The sequence below is a fragment of the Brevundimonas sp. genome, assembly GCF_032055285.1.
GTDB lineage: Bacteria > Pseudomonadota > Alphaproteobacteria > Caulobacterales > Caulobacteraceae > Brevundimonas.
Genome location: NZ_DAMBRE010000001.1, coordinates 103693 through 123229 on the forward strand (window position 1 = coordinate 103693; position 19537 = coordinate 123229).

Annotated in this window: 20 protein-coding genes and 1 pseudogene; 15 read left to right on the forward strand and 6 right to left on the reverse strand. The window is 66.9% G+C overall.

The genetic code is table 11. The annotated features are described in order from the left end of the window. Window positions 1–3: 3 nt before the first annotated feature. Window positions 4–1365 carry a serine hydrolase gene (locus RTY13_RS00530; RefSeq protein WP_312780386.1) on the reverse strand — a complete coding sequence of 454 codons (1362 nt, stop codon included), beginning with the start codon at window positions 1363–1365 and terminating at the stop codon, window positions 4–6. Here RTY13_RS00530 and RTY13_RS00535 point away from each other — a divergent pair. Then, complete coding sequence (locus RTY13_RS00535; protein WP_312780388.1) at window positions 1264–1665, forward strand: universal stress protein; 402 nt, start codon at window positions 1264–1266, stop codon at window positions 1663–1665. The two genes, RTY13_RS00530 and RTY13_RS00535, sit on opposite strands and share 102 nt — an antisense overlap. Here RTY13_RS00535 and RTY13_RS00540 read toward each other — a convergent pair. Continuing rightward, window positions 1644–3443, reverse strand: a complete 1800-nt coding sequence (locus tag RTY13_RS00540) for a M3 family oligoendopeptidase (protein ID WP_312780390.1) — start codon at window positions 3441–3443, stop codon at window positions 1644–1646. The genes RTY13_RS00535 and RTY13_RS00540 overlap by 22 nt on opposite strands. A 289-nt stretch (window positions 3444–3732) precedes the next feature. On the opposite strand from RTY13_RS00540, the gene RTY13_RS00545 reads away from it, so the two are divergent. From RTY13_RS00545 to RTY13_RS00560, 4 genes are all read left to right on the forward strand, one after another. Further along, on the forward strand, window positions 3733–5670 hold the full coding sequence (locus tag RTY13_RS00545; RefSeq protein ID WP_312780392.1) for a DUF4153 domain-containing protein: 1938 nt from the start codon (window positions 3733–3735) through the stop codon (window positions 5668–5670). Continuing rightward, window positions 5639–7090, forward strand: a complete 1452-nt coding sequence (locus tag RTY13_RS00550) for a sigma-54 dependent transcriptional regulator (protein WP_312780394.1) — start codon at window positions 5639–5641, stop codon at window positions 7088–7090. Before RTY13_RS00545 ends, RTY13_RS00550 begins: the two co-directional genes overlap by 32 nt. A gap of 20 nt (window positions 7091–7110) precedes the next feature. Then, complete coding sequence (locus tag RTY13_RS00555; RefSeq protein ID WP_312780395.1) at window positions 7111–7311, forward strand: hypothetical protein; 201 nt, start codon at window positions 7111–7113, stop codon at window positions 7309–7311. Window positions 7312–7397: 86 nt separating this feature from the next. Further along, window positions 7398–7871: a hypothetical protein gene (locus RTY13_RS00560; RefSeq protein WP_312780396.1), complete on the forward strand. Its 474-nt coding sequence runs from the start codon at window positions 7398–7400 to the stop codon at window positions 7869–7871. Window positions 7872–8068: 197 nt separating this feature from the next. On the opposite strand, the gene RTY13_RS00565 is transcribed toward RTY13_RS00560, so the two are convergent. From RTY13_RS00565 to ykgO, 3 genes are all read right to left on the reverse strand, one after another. Next, window positions 8069–8368 carry a hypothetical protein gene (locus tag RTY13_RS00565; protein ID WP_312781749.1) on the reverse strand — a complete coding sequence of 100 codons (300 nt, stop codon included), beginning with the start codon at window positions 8366–8368 and terminating at the stop codon, window positions 8069–8071. A gap of 209 nt (window positions 8369–8577) precedes the next feature. Beyond that, on the reverse strand, window positions 8578–8856 hold the full coding sequence (locus RTY13_RS00570) for a DUF2312 domain-containing protein (RefSeq protein WP_105562911.1): 279 nt from the start codon (window positions 8854–8856) through the stop codon (window positions 8578–8580). A gap of 221 nt (window positions 8857–9077) precedes the next feature. Further along, the gene (gene ykgO / locus RTY13_RS00575) at window positions 9078–9203 is read right to left on the reverse strand and encodes a type B 50S ribosomal protein L36 (protein WP_006274063.1); all 126 of its coding nucleotides are present in this window, start codon (window positions 9201–9203) and stop codon (window positions 9078–9080) included. A gap of 368 nt (window positions 9204–9571) precedes the next feature. Between ykgO and RTY13_RS00580 the strand changes: the two genes are divergently transcribed. Next, window positions 9572–10858, forward strand: a complete 1287-nt coding sequence (locus RTY13_RS00580) for a lytic murein transglycosylase (RefSeq protein ID WP_312780397.1) — start codon at window positions 9572–9574, stop codon at window positions 10856–10858. Window positions 10859–10995: 137 nt separating this feature from the next. Here RTY13_RS00580 and cysS read toward each other — a convergent pair whose 3' ends face one another. Continuing rightward, complete coding sequence (gene cysS / locus RTY13_RS00585; protein ID WP_312780398.1) at window positions 10996–12447, reverse strand: cysteine--tRNA ligase; 1452 nt, start codon at window positions 12445–12447, stop codon at window positions 10996–10998. Between the two features lie 127 nt (window positions 12448–12574). On the opposite strand from cysS, the gene folE reads away from it, so the two are divergent. The 9 genes and pseudogenes from folE to RTY13_RS00630 all read left to right on the forward strand — a co-directional run bounded on the left by folE (window position 12575) and on the right by RTY13_RS00630 (window position 19532). Beyond that, complete coding sequence (folE, locus tag RTY13_RS00590; protein WP_312780399.1) at window positions 12575–13192, forward strand: GTP cyclohydrolase I FolE; 618 nt, start codon at window positions 12575–12577, stop codon at window positions 13190–13192. A 183-nt stretch (window positions 13193–13375) separates the two neighbouring features. Beyond that, window positions 13376–13816 carry a biopolymer transporter ExbD gene (locus RTY13_RS00595; RefSeq protein ID WP_312780400.1) on the forward strand — a complete coding sequence of 147 codons (441 nt, stop codon included), beginning with the start codon at window positions 13376–13378 and terminating at the stop codon, window positions 13814–13816. Between the two features lie 149 nt (window positions 13817–13965). Further along, window positions 13966–15801 (forward strand): gamma-glutamyltransferase family protein, encoded by a 1836-nt coding sequence (locus tag RTY13_RS00600; protein ID WP_312780401.1) that lies wholly within the window; start codon window positions 13966–13968, stop codon window positions 15799–15801. Window positions 15802–15852: 51 nt separating this feature from the next. Further along, window positions 15853–16719: a serine aminopeptidase domain-containing protein gene (locus tag RTY13_RS00605; RefSeq protein WP_312780402.1), complete on the forward strand. Its 867-nt coding sequence runs from the start codon at window positions 15853–15855 to the stop codon at window positions 16717–16719. 44 nt (window positions 16720–16763) lie between these two features. Beyond that, window positions 16764–17618 (forward strand): aldo/keto reductase, encoded by an 855-nt coding sequence (locus RTY13_RS00610; RefSeq protein ID WP_312780403.1) that lies wholly within the window; start codon window positions 16764–16766, stop codon window positions 17616–17618. 40 nt (window positions 17619–17658) lie between these two features. Further along, window positions 17659–17907: a helix-turn-helix domain-containing protein gene (locus tag RTY13_RS00615; RefSeq protein WP_312780404.1), complete on the forward strand. Its 249-nt coding sequence runs from the start codon at window positions 17659–17661 to the stop codon at window positions 17905–17907. Then, on the forward strand, window positions 17907–18545 hold the full coding sequence (locus tag RTY13_RS00620) for a Pr6Pr family membrane protein (protein WP_312780406.1): 639 nt from the start codon (window positions 17907–17909) through the stop codon (window positions 18543–18545). The genes RTY13_RS00615 and RTY13_RS00620 overlap by 1 nt, the downstream gene beginning before the upstream one ends. Window positions 18546–18555: 10 nt before the next feature. Beyond that, window positions 18556–18705, forward strand: a pseudogene (locus tag RTY13_RS17665) (hypothetical protein); the annotation flags it as partial. Between the two features lie 95 nt (window positions 18706–18800). Next, a complete protein-coding gene (locus tag RTY13_RS00630) occupies window positions 18801–19532 on the forward strand; it encodes a sulfotransferase family 2 domain-containing protein (RefSeq protein ID WP_312780410.1) in 732 nt (243 codons plus the stop codon). Window positions 19533–19537 lie beyond the last annotated feature (5 nt).

A 19537-nucleotide genomic window follows, 5' to 3' on the forward strand; every position in this document is an offset into this window, starting at 1 on the left:
GCTTCAATCAAGCGCAGCCAGAACCTCGCGGGCGAAGACGGCGACGTCGAAACCCTTGCCCGCCGGGTCCTCGCCGCGCCGAACGATGACGACATTTCGGCTCGGCACGATCACCACATACTGACCGCGATTGCCGAAGGCGGCGAAGGCGTCGGCGGGCACGCCCTCCGACCGGTTCATCACCCAGAAGGTCGCGCCATATCCGAAATTGCCGGTCGGGGGCTGCGGTCCCGATGGCGCCGAAACGAAGGCGCGCCAATTCTCAGGCAGGATGCGTCGCCCCTCCCACACCCCGTCCTGAACATACAGCTGACCGAACTTGGCCAGGTCGCGCGCCGTGGTCCAGACCTGGCTCGACAGGATGTAGTTCCCGCGCCAGTCGGTCTCGGCGAAGGTGTGCGTCATGCCCAGGCGGTCGAACAGTTCGGCGGGCGGATGGGCGGCGAAGGTCGGCGCAATCGCCATCGTCGCCAGCAGGGTGTCGTTGTTGGCGTAGCGATAGGTCGATCCGACCGGGGCCAGCAGAGGCCAGGCCGGCGCCTGCTCGTCCGCGGCCGTGCCGCCGAAATAGAGGGCGTCAGTGCGGTTACCCGCTGTATCGCTGGTCAGCCCCGACGACATTCGCATCAGGCCTTCCAGGGTGATGGCGCCGCGCGGATCGCCCTGCTCGCGCCAGTTGGCGATGGCCGCCGGGGCCTTCACATCGACCTCGCCGCGCTGGACCGCCGCCCCGATCAGGGTTCCCGCCAGGCTCTTGGCCACCGACCAGGTGCGTTGTGGGACGTTGGGTCCGAAGTCCGGGGCGTAGCGCTCAGCGACGATGCGGCCGTTCTGCAGGATCACCACGCCGGTGGTGTTGGTCCCTGCGCCAAAGCCCTGGATGAAGGCGCGATCGACCGCGCTGGTCAGGGCCGCCGCATCGCCGCGCGGGGCCGCGCTGGGCAGTTCCGGCGCCGAAGCCCGACGCGTCAGCGGGACCCGCGCCGGGGCGCTGCCGACGACATAGCCCATCGGCTCGATCACACAGCCGCGCCCTGCCGTATAGGTGGCGATGCGCGGCGGCGACGCCGCATCCCAGGCGACCGAGACGACATCGCCCGCCATCTCGACCGGCATGGCGCCGACCAGGGATTGAAGCTCGGGATAGATGCCGACCAGTTCGTTCGCCTCGACGCTGGCCGGGGTGCGGGTCGCACCCGCTTCGCGCGCCGTATGGACCGCGCTGCAGGTCGTCAGCGCCTTGTAGCCCGCCGCCAGGGCGCGGTGCATGGATGTCGGCGGCGCGTTCGACGCCGTCTGGGCGGCGGCGACGGTCGGCAGAGCCAGGGCGGCCGCGACGGCGGCGAAACGGGACAGGGTCATCATGCCGCAAGCTTCGCAGCCTGGCGCGACCTGTCAACGCGTTGGCGCCGACCGATCAGGCTTCATGATGCGCTTGCGAACGTCCCGCCCCGGCCCGAGGCCGTGCGCACCGTCGTCGCCAAGGGCGATGTCCAGACGGTGATGGAGCAGCGCGTCCTGAGAGACGCGCCCGATCTGGTCGTCATCGGCTCGCATGGCCGCAGCGGCTGGGTGCAGGCGCCCCTGGGCAGTCAGGCGTCCAACCTGCTGAAACGCCTGCCCTCGGATGTTCTGGTCGTGCGTCAGGCCAGCGCCTCGAACTGATCGACCAGACGCTCCAGCCGCTTCGTGCCGATGGTCCAGAAGGCCGGGTCGCGCGGGTTGAGGCCGAAGGGCTTCAGCGCCTCGACATAGGTGTGCGCTCCGCCGCCCGACAGGAGATCGCGATACAGCGGCGTGAAGGCCGCCGGGTCCTTGGCCCGCGTCTCCATCAGGGCCGCGACCAGCAGGTCGCCGAAGGCGTAGGCGTAGACATAGAAGGGCGAGTGGACGAAGTGGCTGACGTAGGCCCACCAGTTCTCGTAGCCGGGGTTCAGCGTCACCGCCGGGCCGAGGCTGGCGCCCAGCTCCTCCATCCAGATTTCGCCGAGGCGTTCGACCGGGACCTCGCCCGCCGCGCGCTCGTCGTGGAAGCGGGTCTCGAAACGGTGGAAGGCGATCTGGCGCACCACCGTGTTCAACCCGTCCTCGATGCGACCGGCCAGCAGGGCGCGCTGGTCCTGCGGCGTCGCCTCGGCCAACAGGCGGTCGAAGGTCAGGCCCTCGGCGAAGATGGAGGCGGTCTCGGCCAGGGTCAGCGGCGTGTCGGCCAGCAGGCTGCCTTGCGCCGCCGCCAGGGTCTGATGCACGCCGTGGCCCAGTTCGTGGGCCAGGGTCAGCAGGTCGCGCCGCTCGCCCATCCAGTTCAGGAAGACATAGGGGTGGCGGTCCGCCGTCACCGGGTGGGCGTAGGCGCCGGATTGCTTGCCCGGCCGGGCTTTCGCGTCGATCCACGGGCGGTCGAAGAACCAGCCGGCGCGTTCAGCGAAGTCGCCACCTAGGTCCGCGAAGCTGGCCAGCACCACCTCGCGCGCCTGCGCCCAGTCATAGGTGCGCGGCGGCGTCGCCTCGATGGGGGCGTTGCGGTCCCAGTGGTCCAGCGCCGTCTTGCCCATGGCCTTGGCTTTCAGCGCGTAATAGCGGTGCGAGATGCGCGGATAGGCTTGCGCCACCGCCTCGGCCATGGCGTCGACACTCTCGCCGTCGACCTCATTGCCCAGGTGGCGGCTGTCGGCGGGGCGCTTGAAGCCGCGCCACTTGTCTTCCAGCGCCTTGTCGGCGGCGACGGTGTTCATGACCATGGCCATGGTCTGGGCCTTGTCGGCGAAGGCTTTTGACAAGCCCTCGGCGGCTGAGGCGCGCTTGGCGCCGTCGGCGTCGCTGAGCCGGTTGAGGGCTTCGGACAGGGTCAGGCTCTCGCCGTCAGCCTCGGCCCGCAGCGCGGCCAGGGTCTCGTCGAACAGGCGCGGCCATTGGGCCTGGATCGGGCCGCGCTCGGCGATGAAGGTCTCAAGCTCGGTGGACAGCTCGTGCGGCTTCATCGCCCGCACCCGGCGCAGCCAGGGCGACCAGCGCGCGGCGGCGGGATGGGCGGACAGGGCCGCGGCGATCTCGGCCTCGTCCAGCTGGTTGATCTCCAGCGTCAGCCAGACGGTCGGGGTGGCGATGACCGTCATCTTCTCGCGGATATTGGCCTCGAAGCCCTGCGCGCCCGCATCGTCGCGCGCCGTGGAGGCCGCGAGGAAGGCGTAGGCGCCCAGCCCGCCCATGACGTCCGCCGCCTGTTCATAGAGGGCGATAGTCTGGTCCAGAGCCGCGCCCAGCGCCGCTGCGTCGCCGCGCTGGGCGACCAGCTGGCCCTGATAGGCGTTCATCTGATCCACCAGGGCCTTGGCGCGGTCGAGGTCGGCGCCGATGCGCGCATCCTCGCGCGAGGCGTAAAGGTCGGACAGGTCCCACAGGGGGGCGTCGGCGAGTTCGGTCATCTGGACGGGCGCGTTCATGTCTCTGGTTGTGGGGGCGCGGACGGGCGGACGCAAGCGCCTCTCCCTTCCTTCTCCCGATGGGAGAAGGTGGCCCGAAGGGTCGGATGAGGGTCGTCGGCCGCCGTCGGCGTAAGCCGCCGCGCCACGGCTGACGCCGACTGAAACCGTAGCCCCTCACCCTTTCGCCTGAACCAATCGCTTCGCTCTTGGAGGCTCAAGCCCTCTCCCGCCGGGAGAGGGAGACGCCACCATTTGCCTCGCCGCCCAGTCCGGTCCACCCTGCCCGCAAAGCTGAAGGGGCCACGCCATGACCGACCCGTTCCACGACCAGACCGGCCGCGCCTCGCTGGATGGCGCGCGGGGATTGGCCGTCGCCCGCATCGGCATCGGTCTGGCGCAAGGGCTGTTGCTCTATAGTCTGTATCGCAGCATTGCGACGCACGACGCCCTGACCTGGCCCGCGACCAATCCGCCGCTGTTCGCGGCCCTGGTTCTGGCCTGCGCCTTTACGCCCATCATGCTGCTTGCGGGGGTCGGACGGCTGTCGGTCAAGGGGCTGGCGCTCTGGGGCGTGGTCGCCGCCGCAGTTTTAGCCCTGCTGGGCTGGCATGACGCCGCGCAGCAGGCCAGCGACCACTTCCGGCCGCCCTATCTGCGTTTCCCTGTGGTCGCCTTCAGCGCCGCCGCCCTGTTCATCGCCCACCATCTCATCGTCCCGGCGGTCACGAGCCGCCAGTGGATCGCCGACTTCGACGACTATTTCGACACGGCGTGGAAGGCGGGGGTGCAACTGGTCCTGTCGCTGGGCTTCACCGGGGCCTTCTGGCTGCTGCTCTTCCTCGGTGCGGCCCTGTTCCGCATCATCGGCCTCAGCTTCCTGTCCGACCTGATCGGCGAGGAATGGTTCGCCATCCCCGTCACCTGCCTGGTCTTCGCTGTGGCGGTGCAGTTGACAGATGTACGCAGCGGTCTGATCCGGGGCGTGCGGACCGTGGCCCTGATGCTGCTGTCCTGGCTGCTGCTGGTCATCACGGTGCTGGTGGCGGGCTTCCTGATCGCCCTGCCCTTCACCGGGCTGGACGGCCTGTGGAAGACGGGCAGCGCCACGGCCCTGGTGCTGTCGGCGGCCGCCGCCCTGATCATCCTGATCAACACCGCCTATCAGGACGGACGCGAGGACAACCTGCCGCCCGTCGTGCTGCGTGTGGCCGTGCGGGTGGCGGCGGTTCTTCTGACGCCGCTGATCCTGATCGCCGTCTGGGGTCTGTCCTTGCGCATCGGCCAACACGGCCTGACGCCGGATCGGATCATCGCCGCGGCCTGCGCCCTGGTCGGGCTCGTCTATGCGGCAGGCTACGGCTGGGCCGCGCTGTCGCCCTTCTGGAAGACGACGGCGTGGATGAAGCCGCTGGAGCGCACCAATGTCGCCGCCGCCGTCCTGACGGTCGGGGTCATCCTGGCCCTGTTCAGCCCCCTGCTGGACCCCGCCCGCCTGTCGGTCGGCGATCAGGTCGCCCGGTTGAAGCGCGGCGCCGTCAGCGCGGCGGACTTCGACTACAGCTTCCTGAGGTGGAATGCAGGCCGAACCGGCCAGCGCGCGCTGGCGTCCCTGGCCCGGTCCAGGGACGCCGACATCGCCGCTCGCGCCAAGCGGGCGCAGGCGTCCACGTCGCGCTATGATGACGAACGCGCCACCCCGCCGAGCCACCCCCGGATCACCGCCTGGCCCAAGGGCGCCGTCCTGCCTGAAGGGTTCGACGCCCCTGTCTCCAGCGGCGACCCGCGCTTCGCCTGCAGCGGAACCGAGGACTGCGTGGCGGTCATGCGCGACATGAACGGCGACGGGCGCGACGAAATCCTGCTGGCCACGCGGTTCCAGATCACCCTGTTCGCGGCCGAGGCCGGCAGTTGGAAACCTCAGGCCGATTACCGCGCCGACGCCTGTGTCAGCCCGCGCGGCGCCGACCACCGCGAGTTCCTCAAGTCGCCGGACGTCGCGCCCGTGCCGTCGCCCTGGCCGGACCTGAAGCTGGCGCAGCCACCGCGCACCGCCAGGCCCGCATCGATTGCCCGCCGATCATCTCGCCCGTTAACCCCTGACTCAGTTCTCCGAAACCCGATCTTCACCCCCTTTGGTCTAGGGTGTGCTCGAAGCGAGCCGATCCCGAGCAACGAGGACGGCCGTTCCGGTGATGATTTAGGGTGTGTTTCACATGGCCAAGACCGTTCTGGTCGTCGACGATGATCCCACGCAGCGCCGCCTGATTCAGGCGGTGCTCGACCGCGAAGGCTATGCCGTCGTTCACGCCGAGAGCGGGGGCGAGGCCATCGACCGCCTGACCAAGGGCGGCGGCGCCGACGTGGTGCTGCTGGATCTCGTCATGCCCGGCCTGTCGGGTCTGGAGACCCTGGCCGAAATCCGCACGGCGGGGGTGGCGGTGCCGGTCATCGTCCTGACGGCCAACGGCGGCATCGAGACCGTGGTCAAGGCCATGCAAGCCGGGGCCCAGGACTTCTTCGTCAAGCCGGTCGGGCCGGAACGTCTGCTGATCGGCGTGCGCAATGCCCTGCAGCTGACCCAGCTGTCGGCCGAGATCGGCCGTCTGAAGAAACATGTCTCGGGCCGCACCTCGTTCGACGACATCGTCGGCGACAGCCCGCCGATGCGCATGGTCAAGGCCCTGGGCGTGCGCGCCGCCAAGTCCGGCATCCCGGTGCTGATCACCGGCGAGAGCGGCGTGGGCAAAGAAGTCATCGCCCGCGCCCTGCACGGCGCCTCGGACCGGGCCGGCAAGCCCTTCGTGGCGGTCAACTGCGGCGCCCTGCCCGCCAATCTGGTCGAGTCCATCCTGTTCGGCCACGAGAAGGGCGCCTTCACCGGCGCTGTCGACAAGCACGCCGGCAAGTTCATGGAGGCCAATGGCGGCACCCTGTTCCTGGACGAGATCGGCGAACTGCCGCTGGACATGCAGGTCAAGCTGCTGCGCGCCTTGCAGGAAGGCGAGGTCGACCCGGTCGGATCGAAACGCGCGGTCAAGGTCGACGTCCGCATCGTCTCGGCCACCAATCGCGACCCGGCCCAGCAGGTCAAGGAAGGCGCCTTCCGCGAGGACCTCTTCTATCGCCTGAACGTCTTCCCGATCGAGGCCCCGGCCCTGCGCGAACGGCGCGAGGACATCCCGGCCCTGGTCGAGCACTTCATCGCCCGCTTCAACGTGGAAGAAGGCAAGCGCGTCGCCGGCTGCGCCGTCGAGACCATGGCTCTCCTGCAGGGCTATGACTGGCCCGGCAACGTGCGTCAGCTGGAGAACTCGATCTATCGCGCCCTGGTGCTGGCCGATTCGCCGCTGCTGCAGCCGCACGACTTCCCGGCCATCTCGGGCATCGCCATGCCGCTGAACCCCGTGGTCTCGCACGCGCGCGCCGAGACGCCCCCTAGCGAAGCGGGCGCCGAGGCCCAGGCCGACAGCCCGGTGCGCATCATCGACGCACGCGGCCACGTCCGCACCCTGGAAGAGATCGAACGCGACCTGATCCAGCACGCCATCGAGGTCTATTCCGGCCACATGAGCGAGATCGCCCGACGCCTCGGCATCGGCCGCTCGACCCTGTACCGCAAGGTCCGCGAACAGGGGCTGGAAGAGCAGCTGAAGGAAGCGGGCTGAGGACGTGCTAGGCTGAGGTCATGAGCGACCATAGCGACGACCAGTCCGCCTCTCCCGCCCCGGCGGATGAGGCTCCGACCGAGACCCCGATCCAGCGCGCCCTGCGTGAAAAGCAGGAAGCCATCGCCGCCCGTCCCAAGCCCCCGCGCGGCGGCCGCTTCCAGCGCGAACAGGCTGCTCGCGTCAAAAGCGGAGCCGTACGGCCATGGAGCACTAAGTAGGGCGGCGGTGAAACGAACCTACTGAAGAGCCGCTAAGGGTGGTAAGCCGACTGTTGTCGGCGGCTGGAAGCAGCTATTGCAAGCACATGGCGTTTTCGAACCCGCAAATTTACATCGACGATCTGGCGAAACCTCTGTTGCGCCGTTTTCAGGCTGAGCCGACCAGCTATGAGTTAGCGATTTCGTGCTGCATTATTCTGTTTCATTTTGCCGACGTGGTGGCTCATGTCAGAGGCGCGAAGGCGCACGAGATTGCATATGAGATCGCTGAGAAGATACCCAATTTTCACACGGTTCGAGCCATCGCGAACGCAGGTAAGCACGTCGAGTTGACCCGCCATCCTAGGCCTGAGTTGATAGGATTGCGTGCAGAGCACCTCACCAAGGGCAGGGGTGCGGCATTCAGTGATGGCAGTTATTTTTCGGACGGTACGACTTGGTCAGACATGCCCGAAACTGTGGTAGTCGAAACGCCAGACGGAACGAAACACGACGTGCTCCACCTTTGTACATCCGTGCTGGCAGAACTGACTGACGATCTAGATTTTTTCAGAGTTTAGCCAGCGGCGCATGAACGTCCGCAACGGGTCGATAGCCGCCATCGCCGCGCAGCCCATAACCCGTCACCCCGGACGGCCCGGAGGGACGATCCGGGGCCCAGGCGCTGAATCCAATGGCTAGGGCGGAGACGCGTCGGGCGTCTGGGTTCCGGGTTCGCTGCGCGTCCCGGAATGACCGAGAGAAGACTGCGCCGCCTCTACTCCTGCGCCTTCTTCGCCCTGCGCATCCACGGCCGCGTCTCCTCGCCGTTGGCCTTGGCCGTGATTTCCTTGAGCTTGCGGCCCTGCATGGTCGAGAAGGCCTGACCGGGGACGCCTTTTTCGGGGTCGGCGAAGGCGCGGCCGTGGGTCTCGATTCGCTCGCCTACCGAATCGAGGAAGTCGCCCTCCCATTCGGACAGCGAAACGCCCGCCTTCTCGGCCGAGCGGCGGGCGCGTTTCAGAGCGTTCAGCGCGGAGCGCTTCGCCGCTTCCTTCTGCTGCTCCCAGGGAGACAGCGAAGGCTTCTTCTTTAGGGCGCTACCGCCCTTTGGGCTACTTGAGCGCGAGACAGGAGAGCGCGCCTTGGAGGCGTCTTCGCCCTTCAGCCCGCTGCTCTTGAAGCCGCTGGAGCGCAGCTTGGATGCGTCGCCGCCCTTCAGGCTGCTTGAGCGTGAAGGGCGGTCGCTGGGGGGCTTGAAGGACGTGCGCTTCAGGCCCGCCTCCCTCAGATCTCGCCGAGGGCCGACAGGTAGAGGTCCAGGATCGCTTCTTCTTCCTGACGCTTGGCCTTGTCCTGCTTGCGCAGGCGCAGGACCTTGCGCAGGACCTTGACGTCATAGCCCTCGCCCTTGGCCTCGGCGAAGACCTCCTTCATGTCGACCATGACGGCCTGCTTGTCCTCTTCGAGGCGCTCCAGCCGCTCGATGATCGAACGCAGACGGCCTTGGGCCGTGGCGGTCAGGACATCCGAGGCGGCGTCAAAGGCGGGGGCGTCGTCGGCCATGAGGAAAGCTCCGAAACTTGAATTGGCCGGCGGGCGACCGTGACCCCACTCTCAAGCAGACCGGGGGGCGACAGGGCAAGAAAGGAATCGCCCGAAGGGGCCTCAGGGACGAATCGCGTCCGTTTCCGAGGCGGGGCGTCGGACACGAAAAAGGCTGCAGGCGAAGCCCGCAGCCTTTGCATGTCGTAACCGCGGCGCCATCGAAGGCGCCGACGCGGTTCTTAGCCTTGCTTGGCCTTGAAGCGCGGGTCGGTCTTGTTGATCACATAGACCACGCCCTTGCGGCGAACGATCTTGCAGTCGCGGTGGCGACCCTTGAGCGACTTGAGCGAGCTGCGGACCTTCATGGTCGGACGTCCCGAAGATTGGAGGCCCGTGAGGGCGGTCAAAAACAAATGCGCGAAGAACCTGCGGACAGGACCTTGCGGCGGAGCGGTGCGTATAGAGAGGCCCCGGCCTTTCGTCAACATTCCGCACGGGGATTCCGCTGGAGGCCTGGCCTCCGAGTTGAACGGAGGGTCTCCGGACATGCACGTCCGGCGCGTCGCCCCTCCGCCACCAGGCCGTGTCCAAGGGAGCCAAAACGTAAAACGATGTTCCTTAAGGGCTTACTGTCATGAATGGTTAGCGTGGACTTAACCCTTTTCACGGAAACCCCTCTTGGCTTCGCGCGCTTGTGATTGGTCGTGGAATTCGGGGGCGTTAGCCTGTGGTCATGCGTATCGCCTATCGTCTTGCCCTGATTGGTTCTGTTGCGGCCTGCGCGCCCATGGTTCCGACGCCGCCACAGCCCCAGCCCGCGCCGCCGCCCGTCGTCGAGCCCGCGCCCGCCACGCCGGCGCCGACCGCCCCGCCTGCGGCCACGGACCTGTCCGACGCTTATGACCAGGCCAGCTTCGAGGCTTGGAAGAAGAGCTTCCTCGATCGTCTCGGCGGCGCCCGTAAGTGGGAATATTCGCGTGAGCTGAACGGCGTCACGCCCAACGCCAGCGTCGTCCGTCTGGACCGCAACCAGCCCGAGTTCTCGCGCCCGGCCGGCGCCTATATCCAGAGCGCGACGGCCCCCGCCCGAATCGGCATGGCCCGTCAGCGCGTCGATCGCGTGCCCTGGGAAGTGACCCAGAGATTCGGCGTCCCCACCGAGATCCTGCTGGGTGTCTGGGCTCAAGAAAGCGCCTTCGGTCAGGTTCAGGGCGACTTCGACGTCATCCGCTCGCTGGCCACCCTGGCCTATGACGGCCGCCGCCGCGCCTGGGCCGAGGACCAACTGAAGAACGCCCTCGACATCGTCGTGGACGGCAAGCGCGCCCGCAGCGGCCTGAAGGGCAGCTGGGCGGGCGCCATGGGCCAGACCCAGTTCATGCCCGACAGCTATCTGAAGCTGGGCGTGGACCAGAACGGCGACGGCAAGGTGGACATCTGGGGCTCGGACGCGGATGCTCTGGCCTCGGCCGCCAACCTGCTGGCCCAGGCCGGCTGGAAGCGCGGCCAAGGCTGGGCCTATGAGGTCACCCTGCCCGCTGACTTCGACTACAGTCAGGCCGAGGGGCCCAAGCACAACTGGGCCTATTGGTCGGGGCGGGGCGTGCGCCTGGCCAATGGCGTGGCCCTGAACGCCGATGAAGCCGCCGAGGGCGCGACCATCCTGCTGCCGCAGGGTGCCAAGGGGCCGGTCTTCCTGGCCCTGCCCAACCACTATGTGATCCGTCGCTACAACAACTCGGTCAGCTATGCCCTGGCCATCGGCCTGATCGCCGATGGCGTGGCCGGCAAGCCCGCCCTGACCGCGACCTGGCCCAACGACGGCCCCCTGACCCGCGAACAGCGCGTCGGCGCCCAGACGGCCCTGACGCGCATGGGATTCGACACCCAGGGCGTCGACGGCGTCATCGGCTCGAACACCCGCGCCGCCCTGCGTCGCTGGCAGCAGGCCAACGGACGGATCGCGGACGGCTATCTGACCGACGTGCTGGCGGACGAGCTGATCCGCAAGGCGCGGTAACGCTCACGCCTCTCCCTCCCCTTCATGACGAGGGCAAGGCGATACAAGACGCGGCATCGGAAAAGCCGAAGCGCCCCCACCCGACTTCGCCCTGAGGGCTCAGCCACCCTCCCCATGAAGGGGAGGGAGATTCGAGCTTACCCCTTCACCCGCCAGGTCGCGCCTTGCGGGCCGTCCATGACGACGACGTTCAGTTCATTGAGCCGGTCGCGAATGCGGTCGGCCTCGCCCCAGTTCTTTTCGGCGCGGGCGGCGGCGCGTTGCTCCAGAAGAGCCTCGACCTCGGCCTTCAGCGCCGGATCGCCGCCCTCGAACCATTCGTCGGGCGTCAGGGCCAGCACGCCCAGAAGCCCGGCGGCTTCGGTCAGGCTCCAGCGTGCCATGGCCACATCATTGATGTCGGCCTCGGCGTCGTTCAGCAGGTCGCGCAGGGCGTTGCCGAGCCCGAACAGCTGGGCGATGGCCCCCGGCGTGTTGAGGTCGTCCTCCAGCGCGTCCAGCACCGGGTCCATGGCGTTCTCGGCCAGTTCCATCTCGGCCTCGTCCAGCGTGGCGTCTTCGAAACCGACCAGTGCCGCGTCGGCGTCGCGCAGGACGCCATAGAGGCGGTCCAGGTTCTTTCGCGACTGGTCCAGCAGGGTCTGGTTCCAGTCCAGCGGCTGACGATAGTGGGCGCTCAGCAAGGCCCAGCGCACCACCTCGCCCGACATGGCCTTCACCAGATCGTGCAGCAGCAGGACATTGCCGATCGACTTGGACATCTTCTCGGCGTCCACGGTCAGGAAGCCGTTGTGCATCCAGTAGCGGGCGTATTCGTCATGCGCCTGATCGCCATGGGCGTGGCCGTGGGCGCAGACACCCTGGGCGATCTCGTTCTCATGGTGCGGGAAGACCAGGTCGATGCCGCCGCCGTGGATGTCGATGGGCAGGCCGAGCGTCTTCTCGATCATGGCCGAGCACTCGATATGCCAGCCGGGACGGCCCTCGCCCCATGGGCTCGGCCAGGACGGCTCATCCGCCTTGGACGGCTTCCACAGGACGAAGTCGTGCGGGTTCTTCTTGTATGGGGCGACCTCGACGCGGGCGCCGGCGATCATGTCGTCCAGATTGCGGCCCGACAGCGCGCCATAGGATGGATAGGAGGCGACGTCGAACAGGACATGACCCTCGGCGGCGTAGGCGTTGCCGGCGTCGATGATGGCCTGGATCTGGGCCGTGATGGCCTCGATGTAGTCGGTGACGTGCGGGGCGATGTCGGGCGGGCTGACATTCAGCAAGCCCATGTCGGCCAGATAGGCGGCTTCATAGCGGGCCGTGATCTCGCCGATGCCGACGCCTTCCTTGGCGGCCTTGGCGTTGATCTTGTCGTCCACGTCGGTGACGTTGCGGGCGTAGACGACCTTGTCCGGGCCATAGGTCCGGCGCAGCAGCCGCACCAGGACATCGAACACCACTGGCGGACGTGCATTGCCGATATGGGCGTAGTCATAGACCGTCGGACCGCAGACATAGAGCGTCACCCGGTTCGGATCGCGCGGCGTGAAGGCGCGCTTTTCACGGCGAAGGGTGTCGTGGATGTGCAACGGCATGGGTGACAGTCTTTTGCGAGTTTTCTTGCGGGACGGACGACGTGTCCCATATAGCGGCCTGATACACAGTCATACTTGATTGGTAAAAGGTAGCCTTGGCGGTCTCCCCGCCCCGCTGGATCAGTTCATGAGCACTTCGCCCGCCAAGCCCGTCCTCGTCACCGAAGAGACCGCCGTCGTGCGCCCCAGCCGCGAGCAGGCGCTGGAGGCCGTGCGCACGCTGATCGCCTGGGCGGGCGACAATCCTTCGCGTCCCGGCCTGATCGACACGCCCAAGCGCGTGGTCGACGCCTATGGCGAATGGTTCGACGGCTATGACGCCGATGCGGGCAAGGAGCTGTCGCGCACCTTCGAGGACGTGACTGGCTATGACGACATGGTCATCCTGCGCGACATCGAGATCGAGAGCCACTGCGAGCACCACATGGCCCCCTTCCTCGGCAAGGCCTATGTCGCCTACCTGCCGGGCGAGAAGGTCGTGGGCATCTCCAAGCTGGCGCGCGTGGTCGAGATCTTCGCCCGTCGCCTGCAGAACCAGGAGACGCTGACCAACGACATCATCGAGGCCATCGAATCGCACCTGCAGCCGCGCGGCGTGGCCGTCCTGCTGGACGCGGCGCACCAGTGCATGACCACGCGCGGCGTGCATCACCGCCACGTCACCACCATCACCACCCGCTTCACCGGCGCCTTCAAGGACGACCCGGCCCTGGCCGACCGCTTCCTCAAGCTGGCGCGGGGCTGACCGAGGGGTTTGAACCGGTCGTCTCGCAGCTGCGAGACGACCGGTTATGCAATCTTATTGCCCTCTGACGCGAATTCGTCACGCAAGACGGCTTTACAAGCCCGGCGCGGGACGCCAAGAGACGATCCATACCTTTGAGTGCTGCTCGCCGAAGAATGCGAGCCGTGATGGAGACGACGGCGTATGGGCTCTAAACTTTCCGGTCCCGCGGGCCAGGGTGGCAAAACGATCGAACAGAACGCGGACATCAACGTCACGCCGTTCGTCGATATCATGCTGGTGCTGCTGATCATCTTCATGGTCGCCGCGCCTCTGGCCACCGTGTCGATCAAGCTGGACCTGCCGCCGGCGACCCCGCCGGCGCCGACCGACAAGCCCAAGGAACCCGTGTACATCACGATCCAGGAATCGGGCAGCATCTACATCGCCGAGCAGGAAACCACTGTTGAGAAGCTGCCGGCGGACGTCTGCGCCGCCCAGGCCGTGACGACCGACTGCCGCGAAGAGCGCGTCTTCGTCCGCGCCCAGCCGGAAGTGAAGTACAACCAGTTCATGGAAGTCATGAACAAGCTTCAGGAAAACGGCTTCTACAAGGTCGGCCTGCTGAACGAAGACATCGAGTAGGACCAACCTCCGCTCTCATGAATCAGGGCCGTTCCTCCGGGGACGGCCCTTTTTCTTTGCCCGAATTCGTAAGCTGAACCTCATCGGACGCTTGCCCCCGAGCCGCGCCCGGTTCTTGATGCGGCCGTCAGCTTTCGGGGGATTTCGTCATGCGTCGCCGCACCTTCCTTTCCAGCCTGCCTGCGGGCGCCCTTTTGGCCGGAGCTGGTTCTGTCGCCGCCCAGACGGCCGGCCCTGCGCCCGCCAATACGACAGCCGCCCCCACGCGTCGCCCGGCCGATCCCTATGCGGGTGTCGGCATCGGCGACCGGGTGATCGGGCCCAAGTTCGTCGGCCGCTCGACCGTCTGGGGCGCCAACGGCGCGGCGGCCACGGCCCATCCCGCCGCCACCCTGATCGGTCTGGACACCCTGAGGCGCGGCGGCTCGGCCATCGACGCCGCCATCGCCATCAATGCCGCCCTGGGCTTCCTGGAGCCGACCGCCAACGGCATCGGCGGCGACGCCTTCTGTCTGATGTGGGACCCGACCCAGAAAAAGGTCGTCGGTTTCAACGGCTCGGGGAATAGTCCTCGCGGCCTGTCGCTGGCGACCGCGCGCTCGAAAGCCGTGGACGGTTACCTGCCCAAGTACGGCGCCGTCACCGTCAACGTGCCCGGCACGGTCGACGCCTGGTGGAGCGCGCACCGGCGCTACGGAAAGCTGCCGTGGAAGGACGTCCTGATCCCCGTCGCCGAACTGTGCGAACAGGGCGTGCCGGTGCCCGAGGTCATCGCCTGGTATCTGGAACGCAACATGGCCGGCTTCGACCGCGCCAGCGCCCAGATCGAGGAGAACGACAACCGCAAGAAGGTGTATCGCCCCCACGGCCGCACGCCGAAGACGGGCGAGGTCTTCGCCAACCCCGATCTGGGTCGCACCTATCGGATGATCGCCGAGGGGGGCCGCGACGCCTTCTATGACGGCGCCATCGCCGACCATATCGAGCGCTATTTCAAGCGCATCGGCGGCTGGATGACCCGCGCCGACCTGGCCGCCCACCGCACCGAATGGGTCGAGCCGCTGATGACCACCTATCGCGGGGTCGAGGTCTATTCGCTGGGGCCGAACACCCAGGGTCTGTCGACCAACCAGATCCTGAACATCTGCGAGCAGTTCGACCTGAAGGGGATGGGCTTCCAGTCCGCCGCCTCCATCCACATCCAGGCCGAGGCCAAGCGTCTGGCCTTCGAGGACCGCGCCCGCTACTTCGCCGACGAGCGCTTCAGCAAGGCCCCGACCGCCTGGCTGAACTCCAAGGCCTATGCCGCCGAGCGCGCCAGGCTGATCAACCCGGACCGCGTCATGGACCGCGTCTTCCCCGGCGATGCGCCAACGCAAGGCGACACCACCTATTTCAGCGTGGCCGACAAGGACGGGATGATGGTCAGCTGGATCCAGTCCAACTATCGCGGCATGGGCTCGGGCCTGACGCCCGACGGCCCGAACGGCGGGACGCTGGGCTTCATGTTCCAGGACCGGGGCGAGTTGTTCGCCCTGACCGACGGCCACCCGAACGTCTATGCACCGGGCAAGCGGCCCTTCCACACCATCATCCCCGGTTTCGCCTGCAAGGACGGCGAGCCGTGGCTGGCCTATGGCGTCATGGGCGGCGGCATGCAGCCCCAGGGCCAGGCCCAGATCATCATCAACATGGTCGACTACGGCCTCGATCCGCAGCAGGCCGGCGATAGCCCGCGCTGGCAGCACTACGGCTCGTCCGAGCCGACCGGCCAGCCCGCCGAGGGCGTCGGCAAGCTGCATCTGGAATCCGGCGTGCCGGACGCGACCAAGCAGCAACTGACCGCAATGGGCTGGGATCTCGGCCCGCCCGACGGCGGCTTCGGCGGCTATCAGAACGTCATGAAGCAGATCAACGCCCAGGGCCGCTGGACCTATGGCGCGGCGACCGAAATGCGCAAGGACGGCAACGCTCTCGCCTATTGACCTGACCTCGCGTCAATCGCCTAGAGTTCGTTTCTAAACAGGACGGACCAGATGACCGAGCTCGTGACCCGCGATTTCATCGCCCCCGCCGCCGACGGCTATCCGCTGTCGATGCGGCTGGTGTCGGCGGCGGAGCCGCGCCTCGCCGTGCTGGTCTCGTCCGGCACCGGCTTTCCCAAGGGCTTCTACGAACGGTTCGCCCGGCATCTGGCCGAGCGGGGCGCGGCGGTGCTCACCTATGATTTTCGCGGCATCGCCGGGTCGCGGCCCGACGATCTGAAGGCCATGGCGATGGACTATCCCGACTGGGGCCGGCTGGACATGCCCGCCGCCCTGGACGCCCTGATCAGGGCGGCGCCGGGCCTGCGCGTCGTCCATGTCGGCCACAGCGTCGGCGGGCATTTCCTGGGCTTCATGCACAATCAGGATCGCATCGACCGCCACGCCTTCGTCTCGGTCGGCACCGGCTGGTGGGGCGGGCACCACCGGTCCTACAATCCGCTGGAGCTCTTCTTCTGGCTGGGCTTCGGCCCGCTCAGCCTGCTGCGACACGGCTATATCAAGGGCGGCGGCCTGTGGGCCGGGACGGACCTGCCGCGCGGGGTCTTCACCACCTGGCGGCGCTGGTGCCTGAAGCGGGAATACTTCTCGCGCGAACTGGAGACGACCCTACGGCCCCATCACTATGAGGCCGTAACCGCCCCGATCCGGTCGTGGATCTTCACCGACGACCCCATCGCCACGCCGAACACCGCGCGCGACCTGCTGACGGTCTATCCCAAGGCCCCGTCCGAAATCAGCGTCCACGCGCCCGCGGACTTCGGTGCGCGCCGCATCGGCCACGAGGGCGCCTTCCGCAAGGGCATGGAGCCTCTGTGGGACCGGATTTTCCATTGGCTTGAGAATGGCGAAGCCTGATCCGGCGCCTATATCCGGCGCTCCCTGATCGCGCGGAGCCTCCCATGCCCTATTCGGACCAACCCACAGTCATCGCCTCTGGTGTTGAGATTCCGCTGCTGGGCTTCGGCACCTGGCAGCTGGAGGCCGGCGATGCGCGGCGCATGGTGCTGGAAGCCCTGCGCATCGGCTATCGCCACATCGACACGGCCTGGATCTACAAGAACGAAAAGGCCGTGGGCGACGGCATCGCCGACGCCGTGGCCGAGGGCATCGTGGCCCGCGACGAGATCTTCGTGACCACCAAGATCTGGGTCGAGCATTTCCACCGCGACGCCCTGCTGCGTCAGGCCGAAGAGTCCGCCATCAGCCTGGGCCTCACGCCCGACCTGCTGCTGCTGCACTGGCCCAAGCCGACGCCGTCTCTGGCCGAGACCATCGGCGCCCTGAACGCGGCGCAAGAAAAGGGCTTCACCCGCCACATCGGCCTGTCGAACTTCACCTCGGCCCTGTTCCGTGAGGCGGCGGCCCTGTCCAAGGCGCCGCTGGTGACCAATCAGGTCGAGTATCACCCCTACCTGTCGCAGAAGACCCTGATCGAGACGGCGCGCGAACTCGGCTCCTCCATCACCGCCTGGTCGCCGCTGGCCCAAGGCAAGATCGCCGACGACGCCGTGATCGGCGAGATCGCCAAAGCCCACGGCAAGACCAACGGACAAATCACCCTGCGCTGGATCATCCAGCAGGGCGTCATCGCCATTCCGCGCACGGCCAAGGGAAGCCGCGCGGCCGAGAATTTCGACATCTTCGACTTCGAACTGTCGGCGGATGAAATGGCCCGTATTCACGATCTGGCGCGCCCCGACGGTCGTCTGGGCGACTGGCTGGACGCGGCCTTCCAATGGGATCAGGATGCCTGACCTAACGGCGTCATAGAACGCTCGCGTCAGGGAGGACGCCATGGGTTCGGTTCTGGGCTTTCCGGGGATTGATCCGATGGACGCCGTCGTCGGCGCCCGCATCCGGCGCTGGCGCGACCACCGGGGCGTGGGGGCCGACGATCTGGCCGCCGCCCTCGACCTGACGCCCGAGGCGCTGCGCCGCATCGAGGCGGGCCGCGAGCATCTGGATTCCGCCGGCATCGACGCGGCCACCCGCGCCCTGCACCTGCCAGTGTGGGCGCTGGTGTCAGATACGCCGGGCTATTGATGGCCCGTCTCTATCGCGCCCTTTTCGCCTGCGTCGGGTGGTTCGCCGTGGCCCTGCAGTACGGAGTGACACTCGCGGACAACCCCGGTCAAAGCCCGGCCGAGTTGTCGCTGAATTTCTTCAGCTATTTCACCATACTGAGCAATAGTCTGGTGGCCCTGGCCCTGACGGCGCCGGTCGTGGCGCCGAACAGCCGGGCGGGGCGCTGGTTGGCGGGCGAGGCGGTCCGCGCGGCCCTGGCCATGTACATCGTGGTGGTCGGGGTGGTGTACCACGTCCTGCTGGCCCCGACCTGGAACCCTCAGGGTCTGGCCCTGCTGGGCAACACCCTGCTGCACTACGTCATGCCCGCCGCCTTCGTGCTGGACTGGCTGCTGTTCGCGCCCAAGGGGCGTCTGAAGTGGGGCGATCCGGCCCGATGGCTGATCTTTCCGCTGGTCTATGGCGGCTGGACCCTGATCCACGGCGCGCTGAGCGGCTGGTGGCCCTATCCCTTCGTGGACGTCGGCGCGCTGGGTCTGGCGCGGGTGCTGGTCAACTTCGTCGGCCTGTTGATCTTCTTCCTGATCGTCGGGCTGACGATCGTGACGCTTGATCGCACCTTCGGACGGCGTGACAGAAGCCGCGCGTCCGCCTAGGCGTCAGCGCATGGCCTACAAGTCCCTGCGCGATTTCATCGCTGTCCTCGAAGCCGATGGCGAACTGGTTCGCGTCGCCGAACCCGTCTCCACTCATCTGGAGATGACCGAGATCCAGACGCGGCTGCTCCGCAACGGCGGCCTATTAATCGTCAATGAGTGTAACGGCGGCCGACTGGGCGAAGTCTTGGCCGAACAGTCAAAGGCCAAAGCCAAGCGCTGGCCTTCACCGCAGAATGGCTTAAAAGCGGCTTCATGATCGTTTCCGCTGCTTCTTCCTCCGCTGCAGGGCCCAAGCGCTATGACCCGGCCAAGCTCCTAGTCTCGCTTCATATTCCCAAGACAGCAGGAACATCGTTCAGGGCCATACTCGGCGACTGGTTTGGCGAACGGCTGCACAATCATTATCCCGGATGGGCAACGCCTCTCACGCGAACCGACGCCCAGGCAGACGCTTGCGTGCACGGCCACTTCACCCGTCGCAATGACTCGGCGATCCATCAATATTATCCCGATGCCGACCAGGTCATCACGATCATGCGCGATCCGTTCGACCGAGCCATCTCTGAGTGGCGGTTCAAGAACATGATCAAGTCCGCAGGCAATCCGGTAGATGAGATGGAAGACGATCCCTCGTTTGACACTTGGTTCGGACGACGCGCTGACGAAGTTGCAGAACAGCCGATAACTCGCCTGATGATGCAAATGCCTGAAAGTCTGACTCCCGAGACTGCACATATGGCTTTCGACCACAGTTTCGTGGCGGTCGGCGTTTGCGAACGCTTCCCTGAAACAATCCGCCTGTTCGCAACACTGCTGGGTAAGCCGCACGCATCGGATGTGCGGATGAATGTCACCACCTACGGAAGCGCCAACGACTACGATGCTTATCGCAGCCGTCACGAGCAGGTGTTCCATTCGGACCATGAGATGTACGCAGCCGCCCGCGCGATGTTCGAGCGACAACTGGCTGACGCCGAGCTCTAGGCGAA

Bases quoted from the DNA above. Each gene is read 5' to 3' on its own strand.
- RTY13_RS00595 (WP_312780400.1), top strand. From the start codon at position 13,376: ATGGGCTCTAAACTTTCCGGTCCCGCGGGCCAGGGTGGCAAAACGATC.
- folE (WP_312780399.1), top strand. From the start codon at position 12,575: ATGAGCACTTCGCCCGCCAAGCCCGTCCTCGTCACCGAAGAGACCGCC.
- RTY13_RS00580 (WP_312780397.1), top strand. From the start codon at position 9,572: ATGCGTATCGCCTATCGTCTTGCCCTGATTGGTTCTGTTGCGGCCTGC.
- RTY13_RS00530 (WP_312780386.1), bottom strand. From the start codon at position 1,365: ATGATGACCCTGTCCCGTTTCGCCGCCGTCGCGGCCGCCCTGGCTCTG.
- cysS (WP_312780398.1), bottom strand. From the start codon at position 12,447: ATGCCGTTGCACATCCACGACACCCTTCGCCGTGAAAAGCGCGCCTTC.
- RTY13_RS00600 (WP_312780401.1), top strand. From the start codon at position 13,966: ATGCGTCGCCGCACCTTCCTTTCCAGCCTGCCTGCGGGCGCCCTTTTG.
- ykgO (WP_006274063.1), bottom strand. From the start codon at position 9,203: ATGAAGGTCCGCAGCTCGCTCAAGTCGCTCAAGGGTCGCCACCGCGAC.
- RTY13_RS00555 (WP_312780395.1), top strand. From the start codon at position 7,111: ATGAGCGACCATAGCGACGACCAGTCCGCCTCTCCCGCCCCGGCGGAT.
- RTY13_RS00550 (WP_312780394.1), top strand. From the start codon at position 5,639: ATGGCCAAGACCGTTCTGGTCGTCGACGATGATCCCACGCAGCGCCGC.
- RTY13_RS00605 (WP_312780402.1), top strand. From the start codon at position 15,853: ATGACCGAGCTCGTGACCCGCGATTTCATCGCCCCCGCCGCCGACGGC.
- RTY13_RS00560 (WP_312780396.1), top strand. From the start codon at position 7,398: ATGGCGTTTTCGAACCCGCAAATTTACATCGACGATCTGGCGAAACCT.
- RTY13_RS00620 (WP_312780406.1), top strand. From the start codon at position 17,907: ATGGCCCGTCTCTATCGCGCCCTTTTCGCCTGCGTCGGGTGGTTCGCC.
- RTY13_RS00570 (WP_105562911.1), bottom strand. From the start codon at position 8,856: ATGGCCGACGACGCCCCCGCCTTTGACGCCGCCTCGGATGTCCTGACC.
- RTY13_RS00610 (WP_312780403.1), top strand. From the start codon at position 16,764: ATGCCCTATTCGGACCAACCCACAGTCATCGCCTCTGGTGTTGAGATT.
- RTY13_RS00615 (WP_312780404.1), top strand. From the start codon at position 17,659: ATGGGTTCGGTTCTGGGCTTTCCGGGGATTGATCCGATGGACGCCGTC.
- RTY13_RS00630 (WP_312780410.1), top strand. From the start codon at position 18,801: ATGATCGTTTCCGCTGCTTCTTCCTCCGCTGCAGGGCCCAAGCGCTAT.
- RTY13_RS00540 (WP_312780390.1), bottom strand. From the start codon at position 3,443: ATGAACGCGCCCGTCCAGATGACCGAACTCGCCGACGCCCCCCTGTGG.
- RTY13_RS00545 (WP_312780392.1), top strand. From the start codon at position 3,733: ATGACCGACCCGTTCCACGACCAGACCGGCCGCGCCTCGCTGGATGGC.